29 protein-coding genes and 1 pseudogene are annotated in these 22,660 nt (G+C 70.3%); 20 read left to right on the top strand and 10 right to left on the bottom strand.

The features are described from left to right. Positions 1 to 318: 318 nt before the first annotated feature. The 3 genes from KPL59_RS02580 to KPL59_RS02570 all read right to left on the bottom strand — a co-directional run bounded on the left by KPL59_RS02580 (position 319) and on the right by KPL59_RS02570 (position 3,756). Positions 319 to 993, bottom strand: a complete 675-nt coding sequence (locus KPL59_RS02580) for a fasciclin domain-containing protein (protein ID WP_075307353.1) — start codon at positions 991 to 993, stop codon at positions 319 to 321. Positions 994 to 1,123: 130 nt separating this feature from the next. Then, complete coding sequence (locus tag KPL59_RS02575) at positions 1,124 to 2,683, bottom strand: molybdopterin-dependent oxidoreductase (RefSeq protein WP_226359811.1); 1,560 nt, start codon at positions 2,681 to 2,683, stop codon at positions 1,124 to 1,126. A gap of 122 nt (positions 2,684 to 2,805) precedes the next feature. Next, positions 2,806 to 3,756, bottom strand: coding sequence for a LysR family transcriptional regulator (locus KPL59_RS02570; protein WP_075307351.1), 951 nt, complete (start codon positions 3,754 to 3,756; stop codon positions 2,806 to 2,808). Positions 3,757 to 4,083: 327 nt separating this feature from the next. Here KPL59_RS02570 and KPL59_RS02565 point away from each other — a divergent pair, with 327 nt between their 5' ends. Continuing rightward, complete coding sequence (locus tag KPL59_RS02565) at positions 4,084 to 5,226, top strand: Glu/Leu/Phe/Val dehydrogenase dimerization domain-containing protein (RefSeq protein ID WP_226360113.1); 1,143 nt, start codon at positions 4,084 to 4,086, stop codon at positions 5,224 to 5,226. A 133-nt stretch (positions 5,227 to 5,359) separates the two neighbouring features. Continuing rightward, positions 5,360 to 6,310: an aldo/keto reductase gene (locus tag KPL59_RS02560; RefSeq protein ID WP_226359810.1), complete on the top strand. Its 951-nt coding sequence runs from the start codon at positions 5,360 to 5,362 to the stop codon at positions 6,308 to 6,310. A 74-nt stretch (positions 6,311 to 6,384) separates the two neighbouring features. On the opposite strand, the gene KPL59_RS02555 is transcribed toward KPL59_RS02560, so the two are convergent. From KPL59_RS02555 to KPL59_RS02535, 5 genes are all read right to left on the bottom strand, one after another. Further along, the gene (locus KPL59_RS02555) at positions 6,385 to 6,648 is read right to left on the bottom strand and encodes a DUF86 domain-containing protein (protein WP_226352213.1); all 264 of its coding nucleotides are present in this window, start codon (positions 6,646 to 6,648) and stop codon (positions 6,385 to 6,387) included. Further along, positions 6,648 to 7,049: a nucleotidyltransferase domain-containing protein gene (locus KPL59_RS02550; protein WP_226352212.1), complete on the bottom strand. Its 402-nt coding sequence runs from the start codon at positions 7,047 to 7,049 to the stop codon at positions 6,648 to 6,650. Before KPL59_RS02550 ends, KPL59_RS02555 begins: the two co-directional genes overlap by 1 nt. Positions 7,050 to 7,163: 114 nt before the next feature. After that, positions 7,164 to 7,586, bottom strand: a complete 423-nt coding sequence (locus KPL59_RS02545) for a DUF5313 family protein (protein ID WP_226352211.1) — start codon at positions 7,584 to 7,586, stop codon at positions 7,164 to 7,166. Between the two features lie 31 nt (positions 7,587 to 7,617). After that, positions 7,618 to 8,283: a DUF1990 family protein gene (locus KPL59_RS02540; RefSeq protein ID WP_226359809.1), complete on the bottom strand. Its 666-nt coding sequence runs from the start codon at positions 8,281 to 8,283 to the stop codon at positions 7,618 to 7,620. Positions 8,284 to 8,339: 56 nt separating this feature from the next. Continuing rightward, entirely contained in the window at positions 8,340 to 8,570 is a 231-nt protein-coding gene (locus KPL59_RS02535; protein WP_226352209.1) for a hypothetical protein, read from the bottom strand. A gap of 58 nt (positions 8,571 to 8,628) precedes the next feature. Here KPL59_RS02535 and KPL59_RS02530 point away from each other — a divergent pair, with 58 nt between their 5' ends. From KPL59_RS02530 to KPL59_RS02460, 16 genes and pseudogenes are all read left to right on the top strand, one after another. Further along, positions 8,629 to 9,381 carry a DUF1990 family protein gene (locus KPL59_RS02530; RefSeq protein WP_226359808.1) on the top strand — a complete coding sequence of 251 codons (753 nt, stop codon included), beginning with the start codon at positions 8,629 to 8,631 and terminating at the stop codon, positions 9,379 to 9,381. Positions 9,382 to 9,405: 24 nt separating this feature from the next. Next, positions 9,406 to 10,314, top strand: coding sequence for an enoyl-CoA hydratase-related protein (locus tag KPL59_RS02525; RefSeq protein ID WP_226352207.1), 909 nt, complete (start codon positions 9,406 to 9,408; stop codon positions 10,312 to 10,314). Between the two features lie 204 nt (positions 10,315 to 10,518). Then, positions 10,519 to 11,283, top strand: coding sequence for an rRNA adenine N(6)-methyltransferase family protein (locus KPL59_RS02520; RefSeq protein WP_255676275.1), 765 nt, complete (start codon positions 10,519 to 10,521; stop codon positions 11,281 to 11,283). 1,003 nt (positions 11,284 to 12,286) lie between these two features. Then, entirely contained in the window at positions 12,287 to 13,285 is a 999-nt protein-coding gene (locus KPL59_RS02515; protein ID WP_226359516.1) for a hypothetical protein, read from the top strand. Between the two features lie 77 nt (positions 13,286 to 13,362). Continuing rightward, a pseudogene (locus KPL59_RS02510) lies at positions 13,363 to 14,616 on the top strand (phage portal protein); the annotation flags it as partial. Between the two features lie 40 nt (positions 14,617 to 14,656). Continuing rightward, entirely contained in the window at positions 14,657 to 14,848 is a 192-nt protein-coding gene (locus tag KPL59_RS02505; RefSeq protein ID WP_226359517.1) for a hypothetical protein, read from the top strand. A gap of 475 nt (positions 14,849 to 15,323) precedes the next feature. Next, the gene (locus KPL59_RS35400; protein ID WP_255676110.1) at positions 15,324 to 15,458 is read left to right on the top strand and encodes a hypothetical protein; all 135 of its coding nucleotides are present in this window, start codon (positions 15,324 to 15,326) and stop codon (positions 15,456 to 15,458) included. A 33-nt stretch (positions 15,459 to 15,491) separates the two neighbouring features. Continuing rightward, the gene (locus KPL59_RS02500; RefSeq protein ID WP_226351475.1) at positions 15,492 to 15,794 is read left to right on the top strand and encodes a hypothetical protein; all 303 of its coding nucleotides are present in this window, start codon (positions 15,492 to 15,494) and stop codon (positions 15,792 to 15,794) included. A gap of 32 nt (positions 15,795 to 15,826) precedes the next feature. Then, the gene (locus KPL59_RS02495; RefSeq protein WP_226359518.1) at positions 15,827 to 15,997 is read left to right on the top strand and encodes a hypothetical protein; all 171 of its coding nucleotides are present in this window, start codon (positions 15,827 to 15,829) and stop codon (positions 15,995 to 15,997) included. Positions 15,998 to 16,006: 9 nt separating this feature from the next. Further along, the gene (locus tag KPL59_RS02490) at positions 16,007 to 16,921 is read left to right on the top strand and encodes a phage major capsid protein (protein ID WP_226351477.1); all 915 of its coding nucleotides are present in this window, start codon (positions 16,007 to 16,009) and stop codon (positions 16,919 to 16,921) included. A gap of 274 nt (positions 16,922 to 17,195) precedes the next feature. After that, the gene (locus KPL59_RS02485; protein ID WP_226351478.1) at positions 17,196 to 17,615 is read left to right on the top strand and encodes a Gp19/Gp15/Gp42 family protein; all 420 of its coding nucleotides are present in this window, start codon (positions 17,196 to 17,198) and stop codon (positions 17,613 to 17,615) included. 8 nt (positions 17,616 to 17,623) lie between these two features. Continuing rightward, positions 17,624 to 17,932, top strand: a complete 309-nt coding sequence (locus KPL59_RS02480) for a hypothetical protein (protein ID WP_226351479.1) — start codon at positions 17,624 to 17,626, stop codon at positions 17,930 to 17,932. A 24-nt stretch (positions 17,933 to 17,956) separates the two neighbouring features. Continuing rightward, positions 17,957 to 18,232: an HK97 gp10 family phage protein gene (locus KPL59_RS02475; protein WP_226359519.1), complete on the top strand. Its 276-nt coding sequence runs from the start codon at positions 17,957 to 17,959 to the stop codon at positions 18,230 to 18,232. Continuing rightward, complete coding sequence (locus KPL59_RS02470; RefSeq protein WP_226359520.1) at positions 18,229 to 18,633, top strand: hypothetical protein; 405 nt, start codon at positions 18,229 to 18,231, stop codon at positions 18,631 to 18,633. The genes KPL59_RS02475 and KPL59_RS02470 overlap by 4 nt, the downstream gene beginning before the upstream one ends. Next, on the top strand, positions 18,626 to 19,135 hold the full coding sequence (locus tag KPL59_RS02465) for a hypothetical protein (protein WP_226359806.1): 510 nt from the start codon (positions 18,626 to 18,628) through the stop codon (positions 19,133 to 19,135). The genes KPL59_RS02470 and KPL59_RS02465 overlap by 8 nt, the downstream gene beginning before the upstream one ends. Before the next feature lie 717 nt (positions 19,136 to 19,852). Next, positions 19,853 to 20,143, top strand: a complete 291-nt coding sequence (locus tag KPL59_RS02460; protein WP_226359805.1) for a hypothetical protein — start codon at positions 19,853 to 19,855, stop codon at positions 20,141 to 20,143. A 28-nt stretch (positions 20,144 to 20,171) separates the two neighbouring features. On the opposite strand, the gene KPL59_RS02455 is transcribed toward KPL59_RS02460, so the two are convergent. Together KPL59_RS02455 and KPL59_RS02450 are read right to left on the bottom strand one after the other, a co-directional pair. Next, complete coding sequence (locus tag KPL59_RS02455) at positions 20,172 to 20,648, bottom strand: hypothetical protein (RefSeq protein ID WP_226359804.1); 477 nt, start codon at positions 20,646 to 20,648, stop codon at positions 20,172 to 20,174. A gap of 470 nt (positions 20,649 to 21,118) precedes the next feature. Then, positions 21,119 to 21,433, bottom strand: a complete 315-nt coding sequence (locus KPL59_RS02450) for a hypothetical protein (protein WP_226359803.1) — start codon at positions 21,431 to 21,433, stop codon at positions 21,119 to 21,121. 290 nt (positions 21,434 to 21,723) lie between these two features. Here KPL59_RS02450 and KPL59_RS02445 point away from each other — a divergent pair, with 290 nt between their 5' ends. Next, positions 21,724 to 22,029, top strand: coding sequence for a hypothetical protein (locus tag KPL59_RS02445; protein ID WP_226359802.1), 306 nt, complete (start codon positions 21,724 to 21,726; stop codon positions 22,027 to 22,029). An 18-nt stretch (positions 22,030 to 22,047) separates the two neighbouring features. Then, entirely contained in the window at positions 22,048 to 22,431 is a 384-nt protein-coding gene (locus KPL59_RS02440; RefSeq protein ID WP_226359801.1) for a hypothetical protein, read from the top strand. Positions 22,432 to 22,660: the final 229 nt, after the last annotated feature.

Genomic DNA, 22,660 nt, shown 5'->3' with positions numbered 1-22,660 from the left:
CGGGCGACGGGGCGGAGCGGTCTGAGGGGTGCATCGACTTCCGGATCGACTCGGCGGGGGGAGCGCGGCGCGGGACCGGGCCGTCCGTCCGACGGCGGCGACCGGCACCGTGTGCAGGCCGGTCACGCCGTCGGGGATCGAGCCGTGTTCCCGTTCCGTCTGCACCGTGCCGGTCCGCTCGGTCGCGCGCACGCGCAGGGTGCGCTCACCGGGTCCCGGGTCGATCTCGATGCGCCACGTCCGTCGTGACAGCAGGGTGTTCGTACGACGGCGGGCCCGGGGTTCGCACCCCGGGCCCGTCGTGTCGTGCGGCGGTCGTCAGCTCTTGGGCATGAGGACCTTGTCGATCACGAAGACGGTGGCGTTCGCGGTCGGGATGTTGCCGCAGAGGATGTTCGCGGTGTTGCCCTGGCCGTCGGTGACGGTGGGGGCCTCGGGGGTGCCGCCGATGGTGAGGTCGCCGCCGGCCAGCTCGGTGAGGGTCTTCTTCTCCACGATGCCCGCGGCGTCCAGGCGCTCGGGGGTCACGTGGTAGGAGAGCAGCCCCTGCAGGGCACTGGTGTCGGCCAGCAGGGCGTTGAACTTCTGCTCGCCGAGCTGCTTCTGCACCGCGGCGAAGGCGTCGTTCGCCGGGGCGAAGACGGTGATGCCCTTCTGCTGGTTCAGGGTGTCGGCCAGGCCGGGGACCTTGCCGACGGCGGTGACCAGCGTGGTCAGCAGCGGGTTGGTGCTCGCGGCGGTGGCGACCGGCTGCGGGCCCATCGAGTCGAGCGAGCCGGGCTCGTTGCCCTGCGGCAGCTGGCTGCAGGCCGGGCCGAAGACGTCGGCGTTGGTGGTGACGCCGTCGGCGGCGGCGGTGGTTGCCGGTGCCGAGGAGGTGGCCGGGGCCGCGGCCGGCGGGGCGGCGGTGTCGCTGCCGCCGCCACAGGCGGTGAGGCCGAGCGACAGGGTGGCGAGCAGACCGACGGTGGCGAGGGTGCGAGAAGCGCGCATGGCTGGATTCCCTTTCGAGGAAACTGTCTGTCCTACATGGACTGTCGATTGATTGTTCGGGTCGTGGGGCCGGGCGGTTCGGGTGTTCCGGAAGATTTCCGGATCTTTTTTCGACGGCTCGGGAATCGGTTCAGACGACGGTGACGATGGTGCTGGGCCACCCCGTCGCACCGTCCGGGATCGGGTCGACACGGACGTCGGTCTGGACGAGCCCGCGGCGGTCGGTGGCGCGGGCGGTGAGCGTGTGGCTGCCGGGGGAGAGGTCGAGCTCGGCCCGCCACATCCGCCAGGTGTTCGGGTTGACCTCGGTGGCCAGCTCGGCGCGGACCCACGGGCCGTCGTCGGCGCGGACCTCGACGGCGGTGATCCCGACCGGCTGCGCCCACGCGACCCCGGCGACCTGCACGCGCCCCGCCGGCAGCCGGGAGAACCCGACCGGGGCGTCGATGCGGCACTGGGTCTTGATCGGGGCGCGCTCGGCCCAGCCGCGGTCGCGCCAGTAGACGCTGCGCTCGGCGAAGGTCGTCAGCTCGATGTCGGCGAGCCACTTGGTGGCCGAGACGTAGCCGTAGAGCCCCGGGACGACCATGCGGACCGGGAACCCGTGCTCGACCGGCAGCGCCTCGCCGTTCATGCCGAGTGCGAGCAGCGCGCCGCGGCCGGGCTCCAGCACGGTCGCGGTCGGGGTGCCCGCGGTCCAGCCGTCGCGGCTGGTGGAGACGATCTGGTCCGCGGCCGGGTCGACGCCGGCCTCCAGCAGCAGCGGGGCCAGCTCGACGCCGACGAAGTCCGCGGTGGACACCAGGTTCCCGCCCACGGTGTTGGAGACGCAGGTCATCGTGATCGTCCGCTGGACCAGCGGACGTCGCAGCAGGTCGTCGACGGTGAGGACGAGCTCGCGCCCGACCCGGCCGTGCACCCGCAGCGACCAGTCCTCGGCCCGGACCGCGGGGATCGTCAGGGCGACGTCGATCCGGTAGAAGTCGGCGTTCGGGGTCACGAACGGAACGGTCCCGAGCTGGGGGAACGCGGCCGAGGCCGGCACCGGCGGCGCGGTCTCGGCGAGCGTCGCCGCGGCCAGCCTGCCGGTCAGCGCGGCCCGTGAGGCCACGATCCCGCTGCCGGCGGAGGACAGCGCCAGGCCGGTCCCGCCCACGACGAGCGTCCCGGCGGCGACCGCCGCCGACGCCCCGGCGAGCACGGTGCGCCGGGGGACACCGTCACCGTCACCGGCGCCGCCGTCACCGGCGCCGCCGTCCCCGGTGCGGGTGGTGCCGGGACGGCGGGCGAGGCCGTCCAGCCCCCGCTGCACCGCCACACCCACCACCAGCGCGACGACCGGCGCGGCCAGGTCGGTCGCGGTCGGCACCGGCCCGGTCAGCACCGCCGCCACCGCGAGCAGCCCCAGCACGGCGACCGCGGCGGTCCCCACCACCGCCTGCCGGCGCGCCGCGAGCCCGGCCAGTGCGCCGAGCAGCACCAGCAGCACACCGATGCCGGCGAGCAGGACCGGCTTGTCGGCCGTCCCGAACGCGGACTTGGCGAACTCCACCACCGGCTGCGGCGAGAGCCGCACGACCGCGTCGCCGACCGCCACGAACGGTGACGACGCCGGCGCCACCAGGGCCGCCACGAGGTGCCCCGACGCCACCGCCGCAGCGATCGCCAGCAGTTCCACCAGGATCGCCACGGAACGCGACGGAAGGACCAGGGGCCCGTTTCCCTCGGTCCGGTTCTCGGTCAGCACAACCGTTCTTCGGAACCCCGGCGGAAACGGTTCGACCGGCCCGCGGATTCCGCTGCGGAACGGGGTCAGGTCAGGCCGAGCGACTCCGGCTGCACCGGGATCGGGGCGTCGGCGCCGAGCCCCTTCTGCGCCGCCGCGGTCCGGACGGCCTCGATCACCAGCGGCACCGCGGCCCGGCGCGCGGTGGTGGTGCGGTAGGCCAGCGACACCGTGCGGGTGAGGGCGTCGCCGAGTGCGACGATGTCGACCCCCGGCGGTCGCAGCGCCAGACCCAGGTCCGTCACCAGGGTGACACCGAGCCCGGCCGCGACCATCGCCATGGCGGTGGCCTGCTCCTCGACCTCGTGGTCGATCCGCGGCTCGAAGCCCGCGCTCTGACAGGCCAGGCGGGCCGCCTGACCGAAGTGCGACCGGGCGGGCGAGACGATCCACGGGTGCTCGGCCAGCTCCGCCAGCATCACGCTCGCGGCGGGCACCGCCCCGGCGGGCACCGCCGCGTAGACCCGCTCGACGGCGATGACCGCCCGCTCCAGGCCCTTGTCCCACGTCATCGGGTAGTTCGAGTAGTCGATGACGAACGACAGGTCGAGCTCGCCGTCGCGCACCGCGGCCGCGGTCTCCTCCGGGGCGAGCTCGCGGGTGCGGACCTCGACACCGGGGTGGGTGCGGGCCAGCGCGGTCAGCGCGTCGGGCAGCAGACCCGAGGCGACCGAGGCCCACACCCCGGCGGTGAGCTTCGCCGCAACGGTCTCGCCCGCCTCCTCCAGCGCCTGGGTGGCGCGCTCGACCGAGGCGAGGATCTCCTCGGCGTGCTCGGCCAGCAGGACACCGAGGTCGGTGAGCTGGACCCGGCGCCCCCTCCGCTCGAACAGCCGCGTCCCGACGTCGCGCTCGAGCTGCGCGAGCTGCTGGGACACCGCCGACGCCGTGTAGTGCAGCGCCGTCGCCGCCGCCGTGATGGTTCCCCGCCGGTGCAGCTCGCGCAGCATGCGCAGCCGGGACAGGGACAGCTCCATGCGACCGAGCCTATTGCGCTGTGCAGGAACGGTGAACAGCGGCGTGAATGATCCGTAAATGGACGCGGAGCCCGGTGCGCCCGCAACCTGGGGCCACCGGTCGGGAACGACTGCCGCCGGGGGGACGACGAGGTCCGCGATGTCGACGAGACCGGAACGGCCCCTGGTGGCGACGACCGGTGCAGTACGAGCAGGAGGTGGGTCGCCATGACGACGATGCAGAACCCGGCCGGGGGCACCCCGCAGACGGCGGCCACGGCCGCCCCCTACGTCCCCGGCGCCCCGGCGCCCACCGTCGCCCCGGTCGTCCGCCGTCCCGAGCCCTACATGCGCCTGCAGTGGAACGACGCCGTGACCGGCGCCGTCGGCTACCTGGTCGTGCACACCCTGCGGGCAGGGCTCGCCACCGGCGGCACCCGGATGCGGGCCGGCTGTACGTTGTCCGAGGTCGAGGACCTCGCACGCGGCATGGCCAACAAGACCGCCACCTTCGACCTGCCGATCGGCGGGGCCAAGGGCGGCATCGACTTCGACCCGAAGGACCCGCGCGCCGTCGAGGTGCTGCAGCGCTTCTGCGAGGCCATGCGCCCCTGGATCGACGCGCACTGGGTGACCGCGGAGGACCTCGGCGTCCCGCAGCACCTGATCGACGAGGTCTTCGAGAAGCTCGGCCTCGGCCAGAGCTACCACGCCGCGATCAGCCGCGCCGCCGACCCGGCCGCCACCCTGGAGCGGGTCCGCACCGGGCTGAAGGCCGAGGTCGACGGCGGGTTCGAGCTGGGCGACGTGATCGGCGGCTACGGCGTCGCGCACGCCTGCCTGGCCTCCGCGGTGTCCTGGGGCCAGATCCCGGCCGACACCACGGTCGCGATCCAGGGCGTCGGCACGATGGGTGGTGCGGCCGCCTACTACCTGCACGAGGCGGGGATGAAGGTCACCACGCTGGCCGACGCCGCGGGCACCCTGCACTGCGCGGACGGGCTCGACGTGCCCGCGCTGCTGGACCTGCGCGACGGCTACGGCGAGATCGACCGCACCCGGCTGCCCGCCGGCGTCGAGCAGCTCCCGCGCACCGCGATCCTGCCGGCCGAGGTCGACATCCTGGTGCCGGCCGCGATCTCCTACGCGATCACCCCGGACAACTCCTACGACGTCCGCCCCCGCGTGATCGTCGAGGCCGCGAACGCCGCGACGACCCCGGAGGCCGAGGCCATGCTCGCCGCGCGCGGGGTGCCGGTGCTGCCGGACTTCGTCGCGAACGCCGGTGCGGTCGCCTGGGCCTGGTGGCTGCTGCTCGGCGAGGTCGACGACGACCCGCAGAACTCCTTCGACCGGCTGCGCACCGTGATGCACGCCAAGGTCGCGCAGCTGCTGGCCGCGTGGACCGAGGACGGCGTCACCCCGCGCGAGACCGGGCACCGTTGGGCCGACGACCCGGCGCCGACCACCGGTCCGGTCGTCATCCCCTGATCCCACCCCCGGCGCCCCGGGCCGCCGTGCGACACTCCGACGGTGGGTGCCGCGCGTCGGCCCGGGGTACCGGCACGTGTCGGGGTGGGTACCCGCGTGAACCGCGGCGCGCGCCGGGCCGGATCCTCGGGGCATGACTCCCGCGACCACACCGCAGCCGGTGCTCGGCACCATGAACTTCGGCACCCGGGTCGACGAGGCCACCTCGTTCGCGCTGCTCGACCGCTTCGTCGAGCGCGGCGGCGTCTGGCTCGACACCGCCGACGTCTACGCGTTCTGGAACGACCCGGCCGGGGAGCCCGGGGCGAGCGAGCGGGTGCTCGGGGCGTGGCTCGCGGCGCGGCCCGGCGTCCGCGAGCAGGTCCGGATCTCCACCAAGACCGGGGTGCGGGGCGGGCTCGGAGCCGCCGCGGTCCGCACCGCCGCACGGGGCAGCCTGGACCGGCTCGGCGTCGGGTCGGTCGACCTGTTCTGGGCGCACGTCGAGGACCGCGGCACCGACCTCGACGAGACGGTCGCCGCGCTCGGTGCCCTGGTCACCGACGGGCTGGCGGCGCGGCTGGGCGCGTCCAACCACGCGTCGTGGCGGGTCGAGCGGGCCCGCGCGGCCGCCGCGGCGCAGGGCGTCGCCGCGTTCGACGCCGTCCAGTACCGGCACTCCTACGTGCTCCCGCGCCCGGGCGCGGCGCTGCCCGACTCCGGGCACATGCTGCTCGACGCCGGCGCGGCGGACCTCGCGGCGACCGAGGGCCTGACCCTGTGGGCCTACACGCCGTTGGTCAACGGGGCGCTCACCCGCACCGACCGCGCCCTGCCCGACGCCTACGACCACCCCGGCACCACCGCACGGCTGGCCGCGCTCGACGCCGTCGCCGCCGACACCGGCGCCACCCGCAACCAGGTCGTGCTCGCCTGGATCATGACCGGGGGTCACGGCCGGACCGGGCTCGCGGGCGAGCTCGCCGTCGGACCGGCATGGCCGCTGGTCGGGGTCAGCCGGACCGCCCAGCTGGACGAGGCCCTCGACGCCCGGGACCTGCACCTCACCGAGGAGCACCGGGCGGTCCTCGACGGCGCGGCGTGACCGCGACCGGTCAGCTGCGGCGCACCTCCCGGGGTGCCGCGGCCGCCCCGCCGGGTAGGCGTGCGGGCACGGGGTCAGGCGCCGAGGGCGGCGATGCGGCCCGCGAGACCGTCGTCGAGCACTCCGACCTCGGCGAGGACGCGGAAGGCGTCGCCGTAGTCCCGGGGTGTCCGGTGGCCGTCGGCGGCGATGACGTGGTTGGCCAGGTCGATGCAGATCTGCGCGGCCGTCTGCACCAGGTGACGACGTCGGAACGGGTCGGGTGCGTCCTCGGCGAGCAGGTCTCGGTAGCGCTCCAGCATCACCAGCAAGCGACGGACGCGGTCGGTGTCGACCATCAGCGCAACCCCTCCCGTGCGACACGGGCGAGGAACGACCGGGTCGTCTCCTCCAGGACGGGGCGGAACTCGATCCAGCGCATCCGGGCGTCCACCTCGAAGCGGACCCGCGCGACCTCGTCGGCGCTGTAGAGGAGCCGGCCCGACTCGGCGACCCGTCCCCGCAGCTCGAGGCCGGCCCGCGCGAGGTCGACGACGTCGACCCCGGTCCCGAGCAGGGCGGCGAGGTCGCCGGCGAGCAGCTCGGTGGCCACGGGGGAGGGGACGCCGGCGAACAGCACCGCGACGTCGTGGTCGCTGTCCGGGCGGGCGGTACCGGCGGCACGCGACCCGAACAGGTAGGCCACCGCGACATCGTGCGCGGCGAACACCGGGTCGAGGTCGGGCTCCACGCCGGTCATCGTGGCACACACCCGTGCCCCGACGTGGGCGTCGACCCGGACGGGCCCGGCCCGGCGGCGCGGCGTGAGCGCGACCGGGGCGCACCGCGGCGGCCACTCAGCCCCGGCGGCCGCTCAGCCCCGGCGGTCGTCCCGCTCGCGGTCCGCCCCGAACTCCCGGTCGTGCCGCAGCCGGGCGTCGACGTGCTGCTCGGCGCGGCGCGCCTCCCGGGTCGCCGCGGCCGCCCCCACCGGGTAGCCGGCCTTCATCACCCGGGTCTCGCACGCCTCGACCGTGTAGACCGCCGAGTAGAAGTAGCCGATCACCGCGCCCGAGGCGATGGCGCCCAGCCGCACCCACGGCGGGCCGGGCACCACCAGGTAGAGCAGGGCCAGCAGCGGGATCAGCTGGACCGTGGTGCGGACGAGGTGGCGCAGCACCCAGGTGCGGGTGGTGACGTCGTGGAGCACCCAGCGCCGGTTGCGGGCCGGCAGCCGGGCGCCGAACGCGTAGGCCACCCAGCGGAACGGGTTCGGCCGCCGGATCGGGTCGTCCATCTGCAGGTTCCCTCCGGGTCGGGCACCCGGGTCAGACACCCGGATGCCGGACGAGCACGGCGAACGGGTCCGTCCAGTGCCGTCCGGCGTTCTGCGGGGCGACGGTCACACCGTCGGCACCCGGCAGCGGCTGCGGCAGCGGCCTGCCCGCCGCCGCGCCGGCGACGAGCTCACGCACTCGCTGCCCGGCCCGATGGTAGAACTCCAGCTGCACCGCCCGGCCGAACAGCCCGAAGCCGAGCCGGAACAGCGGGTTCGGGATGTGCGCGGGCCGGGAGAACGCGCGGATGACGAACTCGACGTCGCCGGTCGTGAGGTCCTTGACCACCTCGTAGGTGAGCCGGCCCTCCTCCAGGTGTCCGTGCAGGGTCTCGTAGGTCCAGCCCCAGACGCGCCGACCGTCGACGGTCTCGTCGACCAGCCCGGTGACCCGGACGCCGAGGTGGAAGCGCATCGGCCCGAACCGGCCCTCCAGCAGCATGTCGCGGCCCAGCAGCGGGTCGGCCGGGCGGAACACGCCACGCAGCCGGTTCGGGGCGGTGAACTGGTAGTCGCGCAGCACCGCGCAGGCGCGTTCCCAGGGGCCGTCGGGCACCGGGTCACCGGGCGGCTCGGTGCCGACCAGCGCCCGGCCGTGGTCGACGTGCCAGCGCGGGTCGTGGGAGTCGGTGGGGGTCTCGGCGTCGTCGAAGTTCACGCCGCGTGCGGCGAGCCCGTCCAGGTCGGCGCGACGGTCCTCGGGGCCGGGGCGCTTCAGGACCGAGCGCCCTTCTCCTCGCGCCGCATCGCGTCGCCGATCAGCCAGAACATCGACGGCCACAGGCCGACGAAGATCGCGCGGCGTTCGGCGTTGCCGCGCTCGTCCTGGTCCACGGTCTTCGCGCGCAGCCACAGCGCGATGGCGAAGCCCACCGAGCCGAGGGAGAACCACTGGAGCTGGGCACCGCGCAACCCGGCCCGGTGCAGGACACGTCCGACCGTCATGGCGGTCCGTTCCCCGCTGCCGGCGGATGTAATCCCGCACAGGGGGTACCCGTGGTCGATGCGGACCCCCACGACGGCCTCGACGAGCGGACGGACCACCCCGGTCACCGGTGACCGGCGGTCCCGCCGGGTGTCGGCGGTGCTCCGCTGGCCGGTGGGTCTGCTGCTGGTGTCGTGGCGCTACTTCTGGCGCACCACACCGATCCACCGCAGCGACGTCGTCGGGGACCTGGGGGACCTGCCGCCCGCCTCGCCGCAGGGCGCCGACGCCGACGACGTCCAGCGCCCGTCGGACGGGTACGGCACCCTGCTGCACCGGCGCTACGGCGTGCGCATCCGCGGGTCCCGGTGCAGCCCCGAGGAGCTCATGACGCGCCTCGGCGCGGACCCCGACCGCTGGTCACCGGAGTTCGCGGTCTTCCGCCGCACCCGCGGCGAGCCCGGCGGGATGGACGTCGGCGACGAGTTCCTGATCCGCATGCCCGGCCCGTGGGACGGCCCGGTGCGGGTGGCCGCCGCCGGGCCCACCGAGTTCTCCTTCGTCACCCTGGACGGGCACCTGGAGGCCGGTCGGATCGACTTCCGCACCCGTCGCGACCCGGACCACCCGGAGATGCTGCGCTTCGACATCGAGTCCTGGGCACGGCCCGGGGACCGGCTGTCGCACGTGCTCTACAACACGCTGCGCGTGGCCAAGGAGGTGCAGTTCAACATGTGGACGCACGCCTGCATCCGGGCGGCCGCCATCGCCGGCGGCCGGCCGGACGGCGGCGTGACGGTGCACACCCGGCGGTTCCCGACCACCGGGTGACGCGGCGGGGCAGACTCGCCGGTCATGAGCACCGACGCTCCCGCCTTCACCGAGATCTCCTATGACGTCGACGACCGGGTCGCCACGATCACCCTCGACCGTCCGGACCGGCTCAACGCGTTCACCGCGACGATGGCCCGCGAGCTGATCGCCGCCTACGACCGCGCCGACGCCGACGACACCGTCCGCGCGATCGTGCTCACCGGTCGCGGCCGCGGCTTCTGCGCCGGCGCCGACCTGGGCCGCGGCGGCTCCTCGTTCGACCCGACCGACCCGGAGCGTGCCGCGGACCGCGCGGACATCGGCACCATCGGCGGCGTCGTCCGCGACGGCGGCGGCACCGTGACCATGCGGATGGCGGCGTTGCGCACCCCGGTGATCGCCGCCGTCAACGGGCCCGCGGTCGGCATCGGGGCGACGATGACGCTGCCCGCCGACATCCGCCTGGCCGGCGCCTCGGCCCGGTTCGGGTTCGTGTTCGCCCGCCGCGGGCTCGTCCCGGAGGCCGCGTCGAGCTGGTTCCTGCCCCGGATCGTCGGCGTCTCCCGGGCGATGGAGTGGGCCGCGACCGGCCGGGTGTTCGACGCCGCCGAGGCCCTCGACGGCCGGCTGGTCTCCCGCGTCCTGCCCGACGACGAGCTGCTCGGCGCGGCGTACGCGATCGCCCGCGAGATCGCCGACAACACCTCGGCGGTGTCGGTCGCGCTGACCCGGCAGCTGCTGTGGGGAATGCTCGGCGCGCCCAGCCCGTGGGACGCCCACCGCGTCGACTCGGCCGCGATCGCGCACCTCGGGCAGGGCCGCGACGTCGCCGAGGGCGTCACGTCGTTCCTGGAGAAGCGCCCGCCCGCCTTCCCCGACACCGTCTCCGAGGACTACCCCGGCCACGTCCTGCCGCACTGGCCCGCCCCGCCCGCCGACCTGACGGACTGAAATCCGGGTGCGCCGCCGCCCCCGGCGCCCCTACCGTGCCCCCGTGGCCTCGATACGCCTGCGCGTCGCCCGTCGGCGGCGCCACACCTGATCCCTGCCGATCTCCTGGCGCCGCCGTCCGAGCAGCCGGTCCTCGTACCCCTGCCGGGCGGCGCCCCGCCGCGCCCCCGGCTCCCCACCCGGGAGCCTCCTGTGCGATCCCCTCTGCCACGTCCGCTCGGCCGTCACGAGCACGGCCAGAACTTCCTCGTCGACGACGCCGTCCCGGCCGCGATGGCCGCCGTCGTCGCCGGGTACCCGCCCCGGCCGCTGCTGGAGCTGGGCCCCGGTGACGGCGCGCTGACCGCCGCGCTGCTGCGCCTGCCCGGCAGGCCCCTGACCGCGGTCGAGCTCGACCCGTACCGGGTGGCCCGCCTGCGACGACGCTTCGGCGACGCCCTCACCGTCGTCCACGGCGACCTGCTCGACGTCCGCCTGGACCGGCCCGTCGACGTGGTGTCCAACGTCCCGTTCGCCCTGACCACCCCACTGCTGCGACGCCTGCTGGCCGCCCCGCGCTGGGCGCACGCGCTGGTGCTGGTGCAGTGGGAGGTCGCCCGCAAGCGGGCCGCGGTCGGCGGCACCAGCGCCCTCACCGCCCGCTGGTGGCCGTGGTTCACCTTCACCCTGCACGACCGGGTCCCGGCCAGGGCGTTCCGGCCGGTCCCGGCCGTCGACGGCGGGGTGCTGGAGATCGCCCGCCGGGAGGTGCCGCTGCTCGACGCCCGGCCCCGGGACCACCACCGGATCGTCGACGCGGTGTTCACCGGCCGTGGTCGCGGGGCCGTCGACGTCGTCGGACGGCGCTTCGGCCGCGCGCTGGCACGGGACTGGGCGCGCGAGTGCGGGCTCGGGCCGCGGACGCTGCCGCGCGACCTCGACGCGGGGCACTGGGTCAGCCTGCACGCCAGGGTGGCGGGGCGGAGGTGACCCCGGTCCCGCTCCGTTGCGCCGGGCGGGGGCGGTCTGCTCGGGTGGGCGACGTGGAGCACTCGGAGCTGACCCGGCGGCGGTGGCTGGACCACGGCCGCCTGTCGTCGCACGCCTGTCGCTGACCCGCCCCCGACGCCCCGCTCCGCCTCACACCGGCAGGTCACCCGTGTCCAGTTCCCCTCCTGCGACGCCCGGCGCCACCCCGCGCCGCGCCGCCGTCGCCAGCCTCGTCGGGACCACCATCGAGTGGTACGACTTCTACCTCTACGCCACCGCCGCGGCGCTCGTGTTCCCGAATCATGATGGTCATCACACACGTCTGCCAAAGTCCCAGGTCAGAGCACCCTACCGCACCGGAGAGACCCTGATGACCGAGCCCCTCGTCGGAACCGACACGCTGCCACCGTACGAACCTGACATGTTTGCGACACTGGGTCCCGCGATCGTGAGGTGGTCCCTGGAGAACGGTCTCCGGGTCCTCGACGGCAAGTCTGCGGGCGCTTTGTTCGTACCCACGCGGTCGTAGTACGCGTTCATTTGCCACTGGTACCGGCTACGCGACGACGGAGAGTTCTACTACCGTGGCGGCGCGATTAGGCTCGCGCGCGGCTCGCTGAAGTCTCCGCTGGGAGCCTGGCTCGCGACCGTGGAACTCACGGGGCCCGTGCGATTCAATGGGTTCCAGTCTCGGAACCGCTGCGGTGAGCTCCTGGGTCGACGGCAGTCGATGCCACTGATTCAGATCGCGGCGGTCTCGGAGAGCCAGACTTAGAACACGTTCAACTATGTTGCGGGCTGGAACGCGCGCGGCACAGAACTCGTCAAGAACTACGATCTGGACCCCGGCAAGAAGCACATCTTCTCGCCGGGGGCCCGTAACGTAGCCGGTGGCAAAATCACCGTGGTCTCCTCGCGGGCTGCCACGATTCGCGGCTCTCGCCCGACATTGGTCATCGCGGACGAGTGTTCCGAGTGGACAGTGTCCAACGGTGGTCGACGCTTGTGGGAGACCATTGACGACAACGCGACGAAGGTCGACGGTTCCCGGGTGCTCGCACTCATGAACACATGGTCACCGGGCTCGGGCTCCGTCGCGGAAGACATCTACGATAGCTGGCTTAACGAACGCACTGGTGCTACAGTGAACGAGCGTCCGCTGTTGTATTGGTCGCGGGAGGCATCCGCAGACACCGATTGGTCGGACCCGGCGTCGATCGAACGGACACTGGCATACATTTACGATGAGTGTCCGTGGGTGAACCAGTCGCAGGTTCTGTCAAAGATCATGGCGCCGATGAAACCCGTGGCGAGTTCCATGCGCGAATTCGGGAATCTGATCGTGTCGGACCTGAGTTCATGGGTTTCGAAACAGGACTGGGACGCCAACGCGTGTGACGATCGAATCGTCGATGGCGACGAGATCGTGCTGGCTCTAGACCCGGCGCTCACCGAAGACGCCACGGTCCTTATCGGCTGTCGACTGTCGGACGGGCTCGCACAGCCGCTATTCACGTGGGACCCAGCGACGATGCATCGGGACCTGGACGTGGCGGCGCTCGACGCGGCTGTCGCGGACGCATTCGATCGGTTTCAGGTCCGCGCGTTCGCTGCGGACGTACATCCGTTGGAAGGTCGCGTGTTGGTGGACTGGCCGACCGCGTACGGCGATCGGCTGTGGCTTGATGCGTCGGCGAAGCACCTGATTGGTTTCGACATGCGCGCGTTGAAGCTCGATGTCGCGCGGGCCGCAGAACTCGTCGCAGACGACATCGCGAACAAGTCGTGCCCGCATGTCGGGGACCCGCTGTTGACGACGCATGTGGTCAACGCTCAGCGCCGCCCGTATCGAGAATACGTGTCGCTGGGGCGCGGTCACCGGGACCGTAAGATCGATGGTGCGGTGTCGTTGGTACTCGCACGACTCATGCGCCGATCGGTGTTGGAGTCCGACGCGTACACACGGCGATCTCAGGGCTCAAAGGTAGTGGTGTTTCGGTGATGCCGGATGTGGAGCTGATCGAGCGGTTGCTCGCGACGGGCAGCAGCCTCTAGTGGAAGCGGCGGACGCGGGACCGCTATTATCGAGGCTCGCAGCGCCTGGCGATGTTGGGTCTTGCGACGCCGCCGGAAATGCAGTCGCTTCAGACGGTGGTGAACTGGTGCCGGACCACGGTGGACGCGTTAGCCGAACGACTCGATGTCAGCGGTTTCCGCACGGGTGATCCGGGCGCCGATGAGCTGCTGTGGTCGTGGTGGAAGCGCAACGACATGGTGGTTGCCTCCGATGCGGCGCACACGGAAGCTCTCGTGCAAGGCATCGCGTTTGTGGTCGTCGGCCGTGATCCGGACGAGCCGTCGGTGCCGCGTTATACGGTGGAGTCTTCCGAGGCGCTTACGGTGGAGTTCGACCAGTTCGGGCGTCACTTGCGGGCGGCTCTGCGCCGTTACATTGAGCCGGAGACCGGCGAGCTGTTCGTGACGTTGTATGGGCCGAACGTCACGAGAAGCTACCAGCAGCGTCATGCGCGCTGGCATCTCGTGGACGAGGACGAACACCGGTTGGGTGTCGTGCCGGTCGTGCCGGTGGTCAACAGGTCTCGGGTCACCGACTGGTTCGGTGAGACCGAGATGAAAGACGTGATGACCATCGTGGACGCGGTGTGTCGGACGGCGACTAATCTGTCGGCGGCGTCGGAGACACTGGCGGTGCCGTCGAGGTACGTGATCGGTGCATCGCGCGATGACTTCGTGGACGCGGAAACCGGCGAGCCGATCCCGGTGTGGGAGGGCTATCTCGGCCGGTTGAACGCGCTGAGCAACGCTGAGGCCCGCGTGGTGCAGCTCGACGGGGCAAGCCTTGAGAACTTCACGAAGACGATTGAGCTGTACGGCAAGGTCGTGTCGTCGTTGACGGGCCTACCGGTGCACTATCTGGGGATTTCGCCGAACGGGAATCCGAGTTCTGCCGATGCGATCCGCTCGGGCGAGTCGCGGCATGTCAAGCGTGCTGAACGTAAGCAGTCTGGGTTCGGCTCCGCGTGGTCGCAGGTCAGTGACATCGCGTTGCGGCTGGTCGCGGGTGCACAGTTACCGGTGTCGACGACGTGGTCGGATGCGTCGACGCCCACGGTGGCGGCGAAAGCTGATGCGGTCGTGAAGCTCGTGCAGTCGCGGATTCTGCCGGTGGAAGGCGCGTGGCTGGAACTCGGCTATGACGCGGACAAGCGGGCCTTGTACCGGTCGCTAATGTCGGGTGATCCGTTGCAGCAGGTACTTGAGTCGTTGGTGCCGCCACCGCGCGAGGAAGCTCCACGCGGTGCGGTTGAGTGAGTTCAAGCGGTCCCAGAACGTCGTCGCGGCTCGTGTGAGTGTGGCAGCAGCGTCGGTGTTGACGCCGCTGTTGGATGCGGAGCCGGTCGAGTCTGATGTCGTCGCGGTCGCGGGGGCGTTGGAGTCCACGGTGCTCGGCGCCCGTCGGGTGCTGGAGCACCTGGCGGACGAGTTCTACCAGAGTCAACGTGACGTTCACGTCGGCGCGCGGTCGCATGTCAGCTTACCGTAGCGGCGCTATGGCTCTTCGGCGCTCGCGTCGGGTCTCGCGCGTGTGGGTCTGCGGCCGGGGCACCGGTTCACGTCGTTGCCACACGCGGTAGCGACCGTGACTCGACACACACGTGCTGCGCCACGGTTGCGAGTCATGGACCTGACGCACACAGATCGGTCCGCGCTCGGGTTCGCGCGCACCAGCGGCGGCACGTCGTCGTGTGCGTTTTGCCTGATGTTGATCAGCCGTGGGCCCGTGTACCGGTCGGCTGTCAGCGCGGGAGCCATGACGAGTTTCCACAATCACTGTGATTGCGTCGTCGTACCGGTGTTCACAAAACATTCATTTCCAGGTCGCGCAGAGTTCATGCGCGCAGAGCAGCAGTGGATCGATTCCACACGAGGCACCACGGGTGCCTCAGCAGTGACCGCGTTCCGGCGCTCACTGGCTACCGACGGCTCCCGGCGAGCCGCATGAGGCCCCAGGAGGACCCATGACAGACACCGACACTGGCGCCACGGCCGAGCTCAAGTTCGAGGAACTTCCCGAGCACTGGCGTAAGGAGCTCCGCGCGGTGCGCGACGAGTGCGCCCGACGGCGAAGCTCCGAGAACGCGCTGACCGCGTAGAACCAGCAGCTCACCGAGCAGAACGCGCAGCACGTGGAGGCGCTGAACACGGCCCAACTGGAGCATCTGCGCTACCGGGCCACGGTGAACGCAGGCGTGCCGCTGGAGAACGTGGAGGACTTCGCGTCGAGACTGCGCGGCACCGATGCCGCCGAGATCACGGCCGACGCGGTGGAACTCGCACGGATGTTCACACAGACACGTCCGGCGCCGACTGGGTCCACCGCGCACGGTGTCGACCACTCGCAGGGTCGCGGTAACCGTCGCGATGCTGCACCACTTGATCCCGCGAACCAGCTCCGCGACTTGATTCAGGCGCAGCTAGGGCGGGACTGACCACTACACGAAGGACGAAGACTATGGCCCCGGTGAATGTCGCCTCTGGCGCGCCCATCGATCCCCGGTTCACCGACGACATCGCGCACGGTCAGGGACGCCTCGGGCGCCCGGACACGCCAGAGCATCTACTGCCGAAGGAGGTCTCGGGCGACATCTTCACCAAGGTCGCGGAGAACTCGTCGCTGCTGTCCCTGGGATAGCAGATCCCGGTGTCGATCCGAGAGAACGTGATCCGGCGGGCGTCGACGAATCCCGAGGCCGGTCAGGTCGGCGTCGGCACGAAGCTCGTCGAGCGTGAGGGTCACCTCAAGCCGCTGTCGGGTTTCGCCTACGGTGAGGAGCGTACGTTCTCGCCGGTGAAGTTCGCGACGATCGTGCCCGTGTCGGAGGAGTTCCTGCGGGCGAATCCGGACGGGCTCTACAGCGAGCTTGCGGGTAAGCTGTCCGGCGCGATCTCCCGCGCGGTGGAGCTCGCGGCGTTCCACAACCGTAACTCGCTGACCGGTGAGCCGATCCAGGGCACCGACGCCAACGGCTCCGTGATCGGCTCGATCCCCGACGACCATAAGCTGCAGGTCAACGCGACCGACAGTCTCGTGGAGCAGATTCTCACCGGCTACGACCTGATCGTGTCGGCGGAGCAGAAGAATTTCGACTTCACCGGCTTTGCCGCGCACCCGCAGTTCCGTGCGAAGCTCGCCACAGCACGCGACCGGCTCGGGAACCTGGCATATGCCACCGGGGTCGAGTCCAAGGGCCCGGTGAACCTGACCGCGCAGGTCGGAAGCTTCCTGGGCCTACCGGTGGCGTTCGGCAAGGCGGTCTCCGGTCGTATCGGGAACAACGCCGGTACCGACGTGAAGCTGATCGGCGGGGACTTCTCCCAGTTCGCCTACGGCTTCGCCGACGCGATCCGGATCAAGGTCTCGGACCAGGCGGTCGTGCGCGGAGTCTCGATGTGGGAGACGAACCAGGTCGCGGTGCTCGCCGAGTGCACCTTCGGCTGGTACGTCAACGACCCGACCGCATTCGTCGCGTGGGAACTCGCGACCAGCGGCGACAAGGCAAAGCCTGCTGCTGCCAGCGGCGGTCGTAAGCCCGCCAAGGACCCGGAGCAGGCCTAAACACCGGAGCTGATCGCGGTCCCGGTGGAGCCGACACCGGAACCAGCGGAGTCGACTCCTCCGGCACCGGAGCCGGGACCAGCTACCGGGTCGCCCGGGCCGGAGCCGACTCCACCGGGATCAGCTACGGACCCCGTGGAGTCGAACCCACCGGAGCCCGAGTCGGACCCGGTGACCGAATCCCCGGAACCAGCGGAGTCGACTCCACCGGAGTCGCGACCGGTACGACCCCCGGATTCCATCTGGGGCCATCGACCTGCGGGAGGCCGACGGAATGCACGCGACGGTCGCTGACGTCGAGACGCTGCTCATGCGGGAGCTCGCCGACACCGAGCGCGAGTTCGCCGCGCGCATGATCGCCATGACCGAAGCACGCTTGCGGGCGCGGATACCGGACCTCGACGACCGCGTGGCGCGTGAGGCCGGTTTCGCCGACCGAGTCAACTACGTGATCGCGAGTGTCGTCGCGCGGCGGATCAGTAATCCGACCGGCGGTACCAGCAGTTTCGAGGTCATCGGGCCGTTCTCGATCCGGGACCAGTCGTCGACGGGCTCCGGCGACTGGCTCACCGCAGACGAGTGGGCGCTGCTGGGGCTCGCGACCGGGGCGTTCACGATCCGGCCGGTGATCAGTGCAGCCGACGACGGTGTTCGCCGTGGCTCGAAACCTGACTGGTGGTGGGACTTCGCATGAGGCGCCGGGTGAAACTTCGTCGACCGGGTCCACCGGATGCGTTCGGCGACCGCGCGGAGGCCGCCGAGTTCTGGGACACGAGTCCGTGGGTGATCGGGATCGCGTCGAGCCATGACGACTCCGACGGCCGCCAGAACCGCACGAGCACTCGGATCGAGTGCTATGTGCCCGCACAGAGCACGGAGGCCCGTGCAGGCGATCAAGTCAACATCGACGGCAGCTGGTTCGACGTGGACGGTGTTCCGGCCCGTGCGGAGTCCCCGTTCACGTCACGACTCGGCGGTTACGTAGTGCAGCTAAAACGATACGAAGGGTGACAGGTCGTGCGTTATGAAGGTTCCGTGGACCTGTCGCAGGTGCTCAACAGCGACAGGCTCGAACGGGAGCTTGCTGCGGTCGCTCGGCGAATCGCGCGATCGGCGCAAGCCAGCGCACCGCGACGCACCGGGGCTCTCGCGGGCTCTGTAGACGTCTTCACCGAGCGCAACAGCGGCACCACGCGCGACCGCGTGGTCGCACACGTCACGGTGAGCGCGCCGTACGCGGCATCAGTCGAGTTCGGCACGAGCCGTATGCGCGGCTCGTTCTGGCTCCGGCGTACAGCGCAGTCGGCATGAGCGACATGGAGCCGTTCCCGGACATCGAACAGGTGCTCGTGACACTGTTCGCCGACATCGCGCCGACGGTGACCGAGGCACCGGAGGGATTCACACCGCCGATGGTGCGCGTGAGCCGGACCGGCGGCTCCGACGATGGCCTCACCGATTCTCCGATCGTGGAGACCACGTGCTACGGCGCCACGCGCGTGGAGTCATGGGCGCTCGACGGTCTCGTACGGCAGCGGGTACTCGCGTGTGCCGCGACCGTCGTCGACACGGTGTTGATCGACACCGCGTCGACCGTCACGCCCGCTCAGCAGCTCTCGGACCCACGGCTGGACATCCGCGCGGTGAGTTCCAGCTACCGATTCGGACTGCGCAGACGCAGTCCCTACATGGAGGACAGCTCACATGGCTGACACGGACCTTCTCACGCTCAAGCGTGCGAAGGCAGGCAACATTCGCAAGGTTCTCGACGCGGTGGTCGCGGTGGCGCCGATGAGCGCACCGGTGCCGGAGACGTTCACCGTGGCTGGCGCGCTGCAGGAGCTGCCGCCGGAGTACCGCACGATCGGCTGGGTGTCGAAGAAGGACGGCTACAAGTGGTCCCGTGACACCGACAGCAGCGACATCGAGTCCCACGGCTCGGTGGAGCCCACGCGCCGTGACATCACCAAGGACGTCACCGGGCTCGCGATGACCGCGCAGGAGACCTCGCGGCTGACGCTGGAGCTGTCGAACAACGTGGACCTGTCGGAGGCCCGACTTGTCGACGGGGAGCTGAGCTACACGCGTCAGGTCGCGCCGTCGACGCGTTACTGGCGCCTGATCGCGATCGGCATCGACGGCTCCGGGAGCGACGCGTTCTACGTGATCAACGTGCTGCCGCGCGCGCGACGATCTCCGAGTACGGCGAGCTGACCTGGTCGGATGAGGACGCGCTGACGTATCCACTGACGTGGTCTGCCACCGTGGACCAGGACCTCAAGTACAGCTTCCGGCAGGTGCTCGCGGGGCCCGGCTTTGAGTCGAGGGCCGCCGACATGGACTTCAGCGGAGGACTCGCCGTCGCCGTCGCCGTCGCCTGAGCCTGCGCCGAAGCCGCCGCGAGGTGGCAACGGTTCCGGTTCCGGTTCCGATGATGACGCTGCCAAGCCGGGCCGACGGAAGTGGATGAGCAGCAGGTCTGAGCGCAGGTCGTGGGACGCCTATGTCCGCGAGTCCCGCGAGAAGTACTCCGAGGTCGATCTCGGCGCTGAGGGCGTCGTGCGCGTGTATGTGCCGTCGTCGACGGCGATGGAGCGGTGTCGACGCTGGACGCGAACGACCAGTGGTCCCAGATCGACGTGCTCTTCGGCGACGAGAACGGTGCGAAGCTGCGCCGGGGTCGCCGGGGATGAGCCGATCACCGCGCTACAAGCTCTCGTCACCGACGTGATGCGCGATCTGGGTCTCGACGACATGGGAAATGATCCGCTGCTGGGAGCTCATCGACCGCTACGGACCCGAGCTGGAATACGACCTGCACCATGAGCTGGGGCTCGATCTTCTGGACTGGTTCCGCGGCGAAACACCGGTGGAGCAAACTCGTGCGGCTCAGCGCGCGGCTGCCGGAGCACGGCTCGTTTCAAAGCCGCGATGCTCGATGACGACGAGTACGCCGAACGCATGGGCGTTCAGGGCGACGCCGGTGCTGATCGCGTGGCGCCGAGCTACCGGGGCTATGACCCGGTGCTTGCGCGGTTGACCGACATCGCGGACCTGTTGCTGTCGCTGCGCACGACGGTGGTCGCGGTGAACTCCGAGAGCGGTCGGGCGCCGTCGACCCGATTCATGCCGAGACCGGAGACCGCGTTCGACCGGCTTGAGCGGCGTCGGTCACGTCAACAGCTCGATGCGCTCTCAGCAGTGCTTACACCAGGAAGGTGAACGACAGTGGCGCTCACGACCGCCCAGGTCAGTGTCCGCGTGGTACCCGAGTGTGAGCGGCTTCCAACGTCAGGTCCGCCGTGATCTGACCGCTGCGAAAGCTCCAGCCGGTGCGTGTGTACCCATGCGGGTCGCGACCGATCGCATGGTCGTCGGCATGCGTCGCGCGTTCGACAGCGTGCAGAGCCATGCGGCGCGTGCGTCCGTGCGCGTGGCGCAGGCGTTCGCAGCGCAGATGCCACGTGCGTCGGCAGCCGTAGCGCAGTTCGCGGCGGGCTTTCAACGCGTGGAGTCGACGGCGAAACGGTGTCGCGGCGCGCATGCACCAGTTCGGTGCGACGACGCGCCGGGCACTCGACAGCACGTCGGCGCCGCTACGGAACTTCCACGCGGCTTCCGTAGCGCCGATGGTGCCGCATCGGCGTTGACCGGTCGCATGGGCTCGTTGGGTGGGCTCAGTCGCCGCGCGTTCGAGGCCGCAGCGCAACCGTTGCGGAACTTCCATGCCGGGTTCACACAGCTCGGCGCGGCGTCATCGGCGTTCTCCGGGCGCATGGGCACACTCGGCGGGTGTCAGTCGTCGCCGCGCGATTGGCGGACTCGGCTCCACGTTCGCCCGCGTGGGAACCTCTATCCGTGCAACGGCCCAGTCGATTGGTGCATCGATCCAGAACGGCATCGACACTCCACTGCGAGGTGTCGCACGGAGGGCCGGTGGGCTCGCAGCCGCCGTGGGACTCGGAAGCCTCGGCTCCAGCGCACTACAGGCCGCACAGGACATCTAGAACACGCGGCTGACGTGACGGGACTCTACGGGTCCGCGCAGGACGCCGGGGACATGATGGAGCGTTGAAGCGGCTCTCGTCGAACTCACCGATCGAGTACCAGGCCTACGCGAAAGCGAGGCAGCAGCTCGCCTACATGGGCGTCAAGGGCCAGCAGGCCGAAGATGTCCTCCGCAATGGGGCGCCTCGATCACGAATGCTGGCGGCGACTCGTCCGCGATGGAACGCGCACAGACGACGCTGCTGCGGGATGGTCAACTCCGGCCGCGTGTACGCCTCGGACCTTCAGCAGCTGTCCTAGACCGGCGTCCCGATCTATGCCTCGCTTGCCGAGCACATGGGCGTCACGACCGAAACAGCTCAAGAAGATGGTCACCGAAGGCGTCGTGAAGATCGACGACGTGCTGACCACGATCGGCAGCGGAAGCAGTAAAGCATTCCAGATGACGATTGCTGGCTCCGAGAGCGCCAGTACATCGATGAAGAACCAGTGGAAGATCGCCACTGACAAACGTGCGCATAACGCTCGGCGAGATGCTGGAGCCCATGACCGACCGGTGGGCGCCCACAGATCGCACAGCTCGGCGCGAGAGTCAGTGACGGGCTCCGGCAAATCCCCAGCACGTTCCGGGAGATCAAGAGGACCGCTGACGACTGGGGTGTCACGGCTGCGATCGAGGACTTCCGGTCAGCGGTCGCGCGACTCGTCCAGGGCGCGCTTCCGGTGTTCCGGCGGCATCATGGTAGGGCTCGGCGTCGCGTTTGGTGCCGCGATGGTCGCGTTACGGCCGCTCCATGAACGTGCTGGGCGAGTTCGGCGACTGGCTCTCGGCGCACGAGTCGGTCGCGGCGGCTCTGGGTATCGCGATCGGCGCCGGTGTCTGCGGCGTTCATCGGTCAGAAGATCGCGGTGGCATCCGTATAGGCTGCGCAGCTTGCGTTGACGCCGGTCGTGCAGGGTTCGAAATTGCGTGGGACGGCGCCAAGAAGTCCGTGGAATTGTGCACGAATGCGTACGCAGCGTTCCGCAACGGGCTCGCGTGGACCGTTTCGAAGCAAATGCTGGTCAATACGTGGATGAAAATCTGCACGGTTACGTAGGCGGCGTTCAACGCGGTCATGGCGGCAAATCCGATTGCGCTCGTCGTGATCGCGCTGGCGGCGTTCGTCGCAGCCATCGTGTGGGCTTGGAACAATGTGGACTGGTTCCGCGAAGGCATTCTCAATTTGTGGGCGAAGCTGCAATCGGTGGGCGACTGGATATCCAGCGTATTCACTGTGGCCTGGACGGGCCTGGGAGATGCGATCTCGTGGACCTGGAACACGCTGATTAAACCAGTTCTCGACCTATTCCACGATATCGCCATCTTTGTCGGCCAGGCGATCATTGCGCTGGCGATCGGTCCGCTGGTACTTGCCTGGAAGGTCTCGGCGTCGCGTTCCAGTGGTGGCTACGACACGCTGATTAAGCCCGACGTTCGAGGCTTTCGCCGAGATGGCTAGCTGGCTGAGCGAGAACGCGTTGAGACCCGCATGTAACGGCATCAAGTTGGCGTGGCAGCTCATGTGTACTCTGATCCAGTGGTGCTACGACACGATTGTGGCGCCTGTGTTTCGGGCGTTTTGCGCTGTCGGCAGCTGGCTGTGGAACAATGCCCTATCGCCGGTGTTCGACCTGATCAAAGCTGGCTGGCAGCGGATGTCGGACATGTTCACGTCGGTGTATGGCACG

It is taken from the genome of Pseudonocardia sp. ICBG1142 (genome assembly GCF_020496255.1).
Classification (GTDB): domain Bacteria; phylum Actinomycetota; class Actinomycetes; order Mycobacteriales; family Pseudonocardiaceae; genus Pseudonocardia.
Note: the sequence above shows the minus strand (reverse complement) of the source record. Positions and strands in the feature narration are given on the sequence as shown.

Excerpts from the sequence above, each read along its gene's own strand:
- KPL59_RS02580 (WP_075307353.1), bottom strand. The coding sequence starts at position 993 with ATGCGCGCTTCTCGCACCCTCGCCACCGTCGGTCTGCTCGCCACCCTG.
- KPL59_RS02570 (WP_075307351.1), bottom strand. The coding sequence starts at position 3,756 with ATGGAGCTGTCCCTGTCCCGGCTGCGCATGCTGCGCGAGCTGCACCGG.
- KPL59_RS02565 (WP_226360113.1), top strand. The coding sequence starts at position 4,084 with ATGCGCCTGCAGTGGAACGACGCCGTGACCGGCGCCGTCGGCTACCTG.
- KPL59_RS02560 (WP_226359810.1), top strand. The coding sequence starts at position 5,360 with ATGACTCCCGCGACCACACCGCAGCCGGTGCTCGGCACCATGAACTTC.
- KPL59_RS02555 (WP_226352213.1), bottom strand. The coding sequence starts at position 6,648 with ATGGTCGACACCGACCGCGTCCGTCGCTTGCTGGTGATGCTGGAGCGC.
- KPL59_RS02550 (WP_226352212.1), bottom strand. The coding sequence starts at position 7,049 with ATGACCGGCGTGGAGCCCGACCTCGACCCGGTGTTCGCCGCGCACGAT.
- KPL59_RS02545 (WP_226352211.1), bottom strand. The coding sequence starts at position 7,586 with ATGGACGACCCGATCCGGCGGCCGAACCCGTTCCGCTGGGTGGCCTAC.
- KPL59_RS02535 (WP_226352209.1), bottom strand. The coding sequence starts at position 8,570 with ATGACGGTCGGACGTGTCCTGCACCGGGCCGGGTTGCGCGGTGCCCAG.
- KPL59_RS02530 (WP_226359808.1), top strand. The coding sequence starts at position 8,629 with ATGCGGACCCCCACGACGGCCTCGACGAGCGGACGGACCACCCCGGTC.
- KPL59_RS02525 (WP_226352207.1), top strand. The coding sequence starts at position 9,406 with ATGAGCACCGACGCTCCCGCCTTCACCGAGATCTCCTATGACGTCGAC.
- KPL59_RS35400 (WP_255676110.1), top strand. The coding sequence starts at position 15,324 with ATGACAGACACCGACACTGGCGCCACGGCCGAGCTCAAGTTCGAGGAA.
- KPL59_RS02485 (WP_226351478.1), top strand. The coding sequence starts at position 17,196 with ATGCACGCGACGGTCGCTGACGTCGAGACGCTGCTCATGCGGGAGCTC.
- KPL59_RS02470 (WP_226359520.1), top strand. The coding sequence starts at position 18,229 with ATGAGCGACATGGAGCCGTTCCCGGACATCGAACAGGTGCTCGTGACA.
- KPL59_RS02465 (WP_226359806.1), top strand. The coding sequence starts at position 18,626 with ATGGCTGACACGGACCTTCTCACGCTCAAGCGTGCGAAGGCAGGCAAC.
- KPL59_RS02460 (WP_226359805.1), top strand. The coding sequence starts at position 19,853 with ATGCTCGATGACGACGAGTACGCCGAACGCATGGGCGTTCAGGGCGAC.
- KPL59_RS02455 (WP_226359804.1), bottom strand. The coding sequence starts at position 20,648 with ATGGAAGTTCCGCAACGGTTGCGCTGCGGCCTCGAACGCGCGGCGACT.
- KPL59_RS02445 (WP_226359802.1), top strand. The coding sequence starts at position 21,724 with ATGAACGTGCTGGGCGAGTTCGGCGACTGGCTCTCGGCGCACGAGTCG.
- KPL59_RS02440 (WP_226359801.1), top strand. The coding sequence starts at position 22,048 with ATGGCGGCAAATCCGATTGCGCTCGTCGTGATCGCGCTGGCGGCGTTC.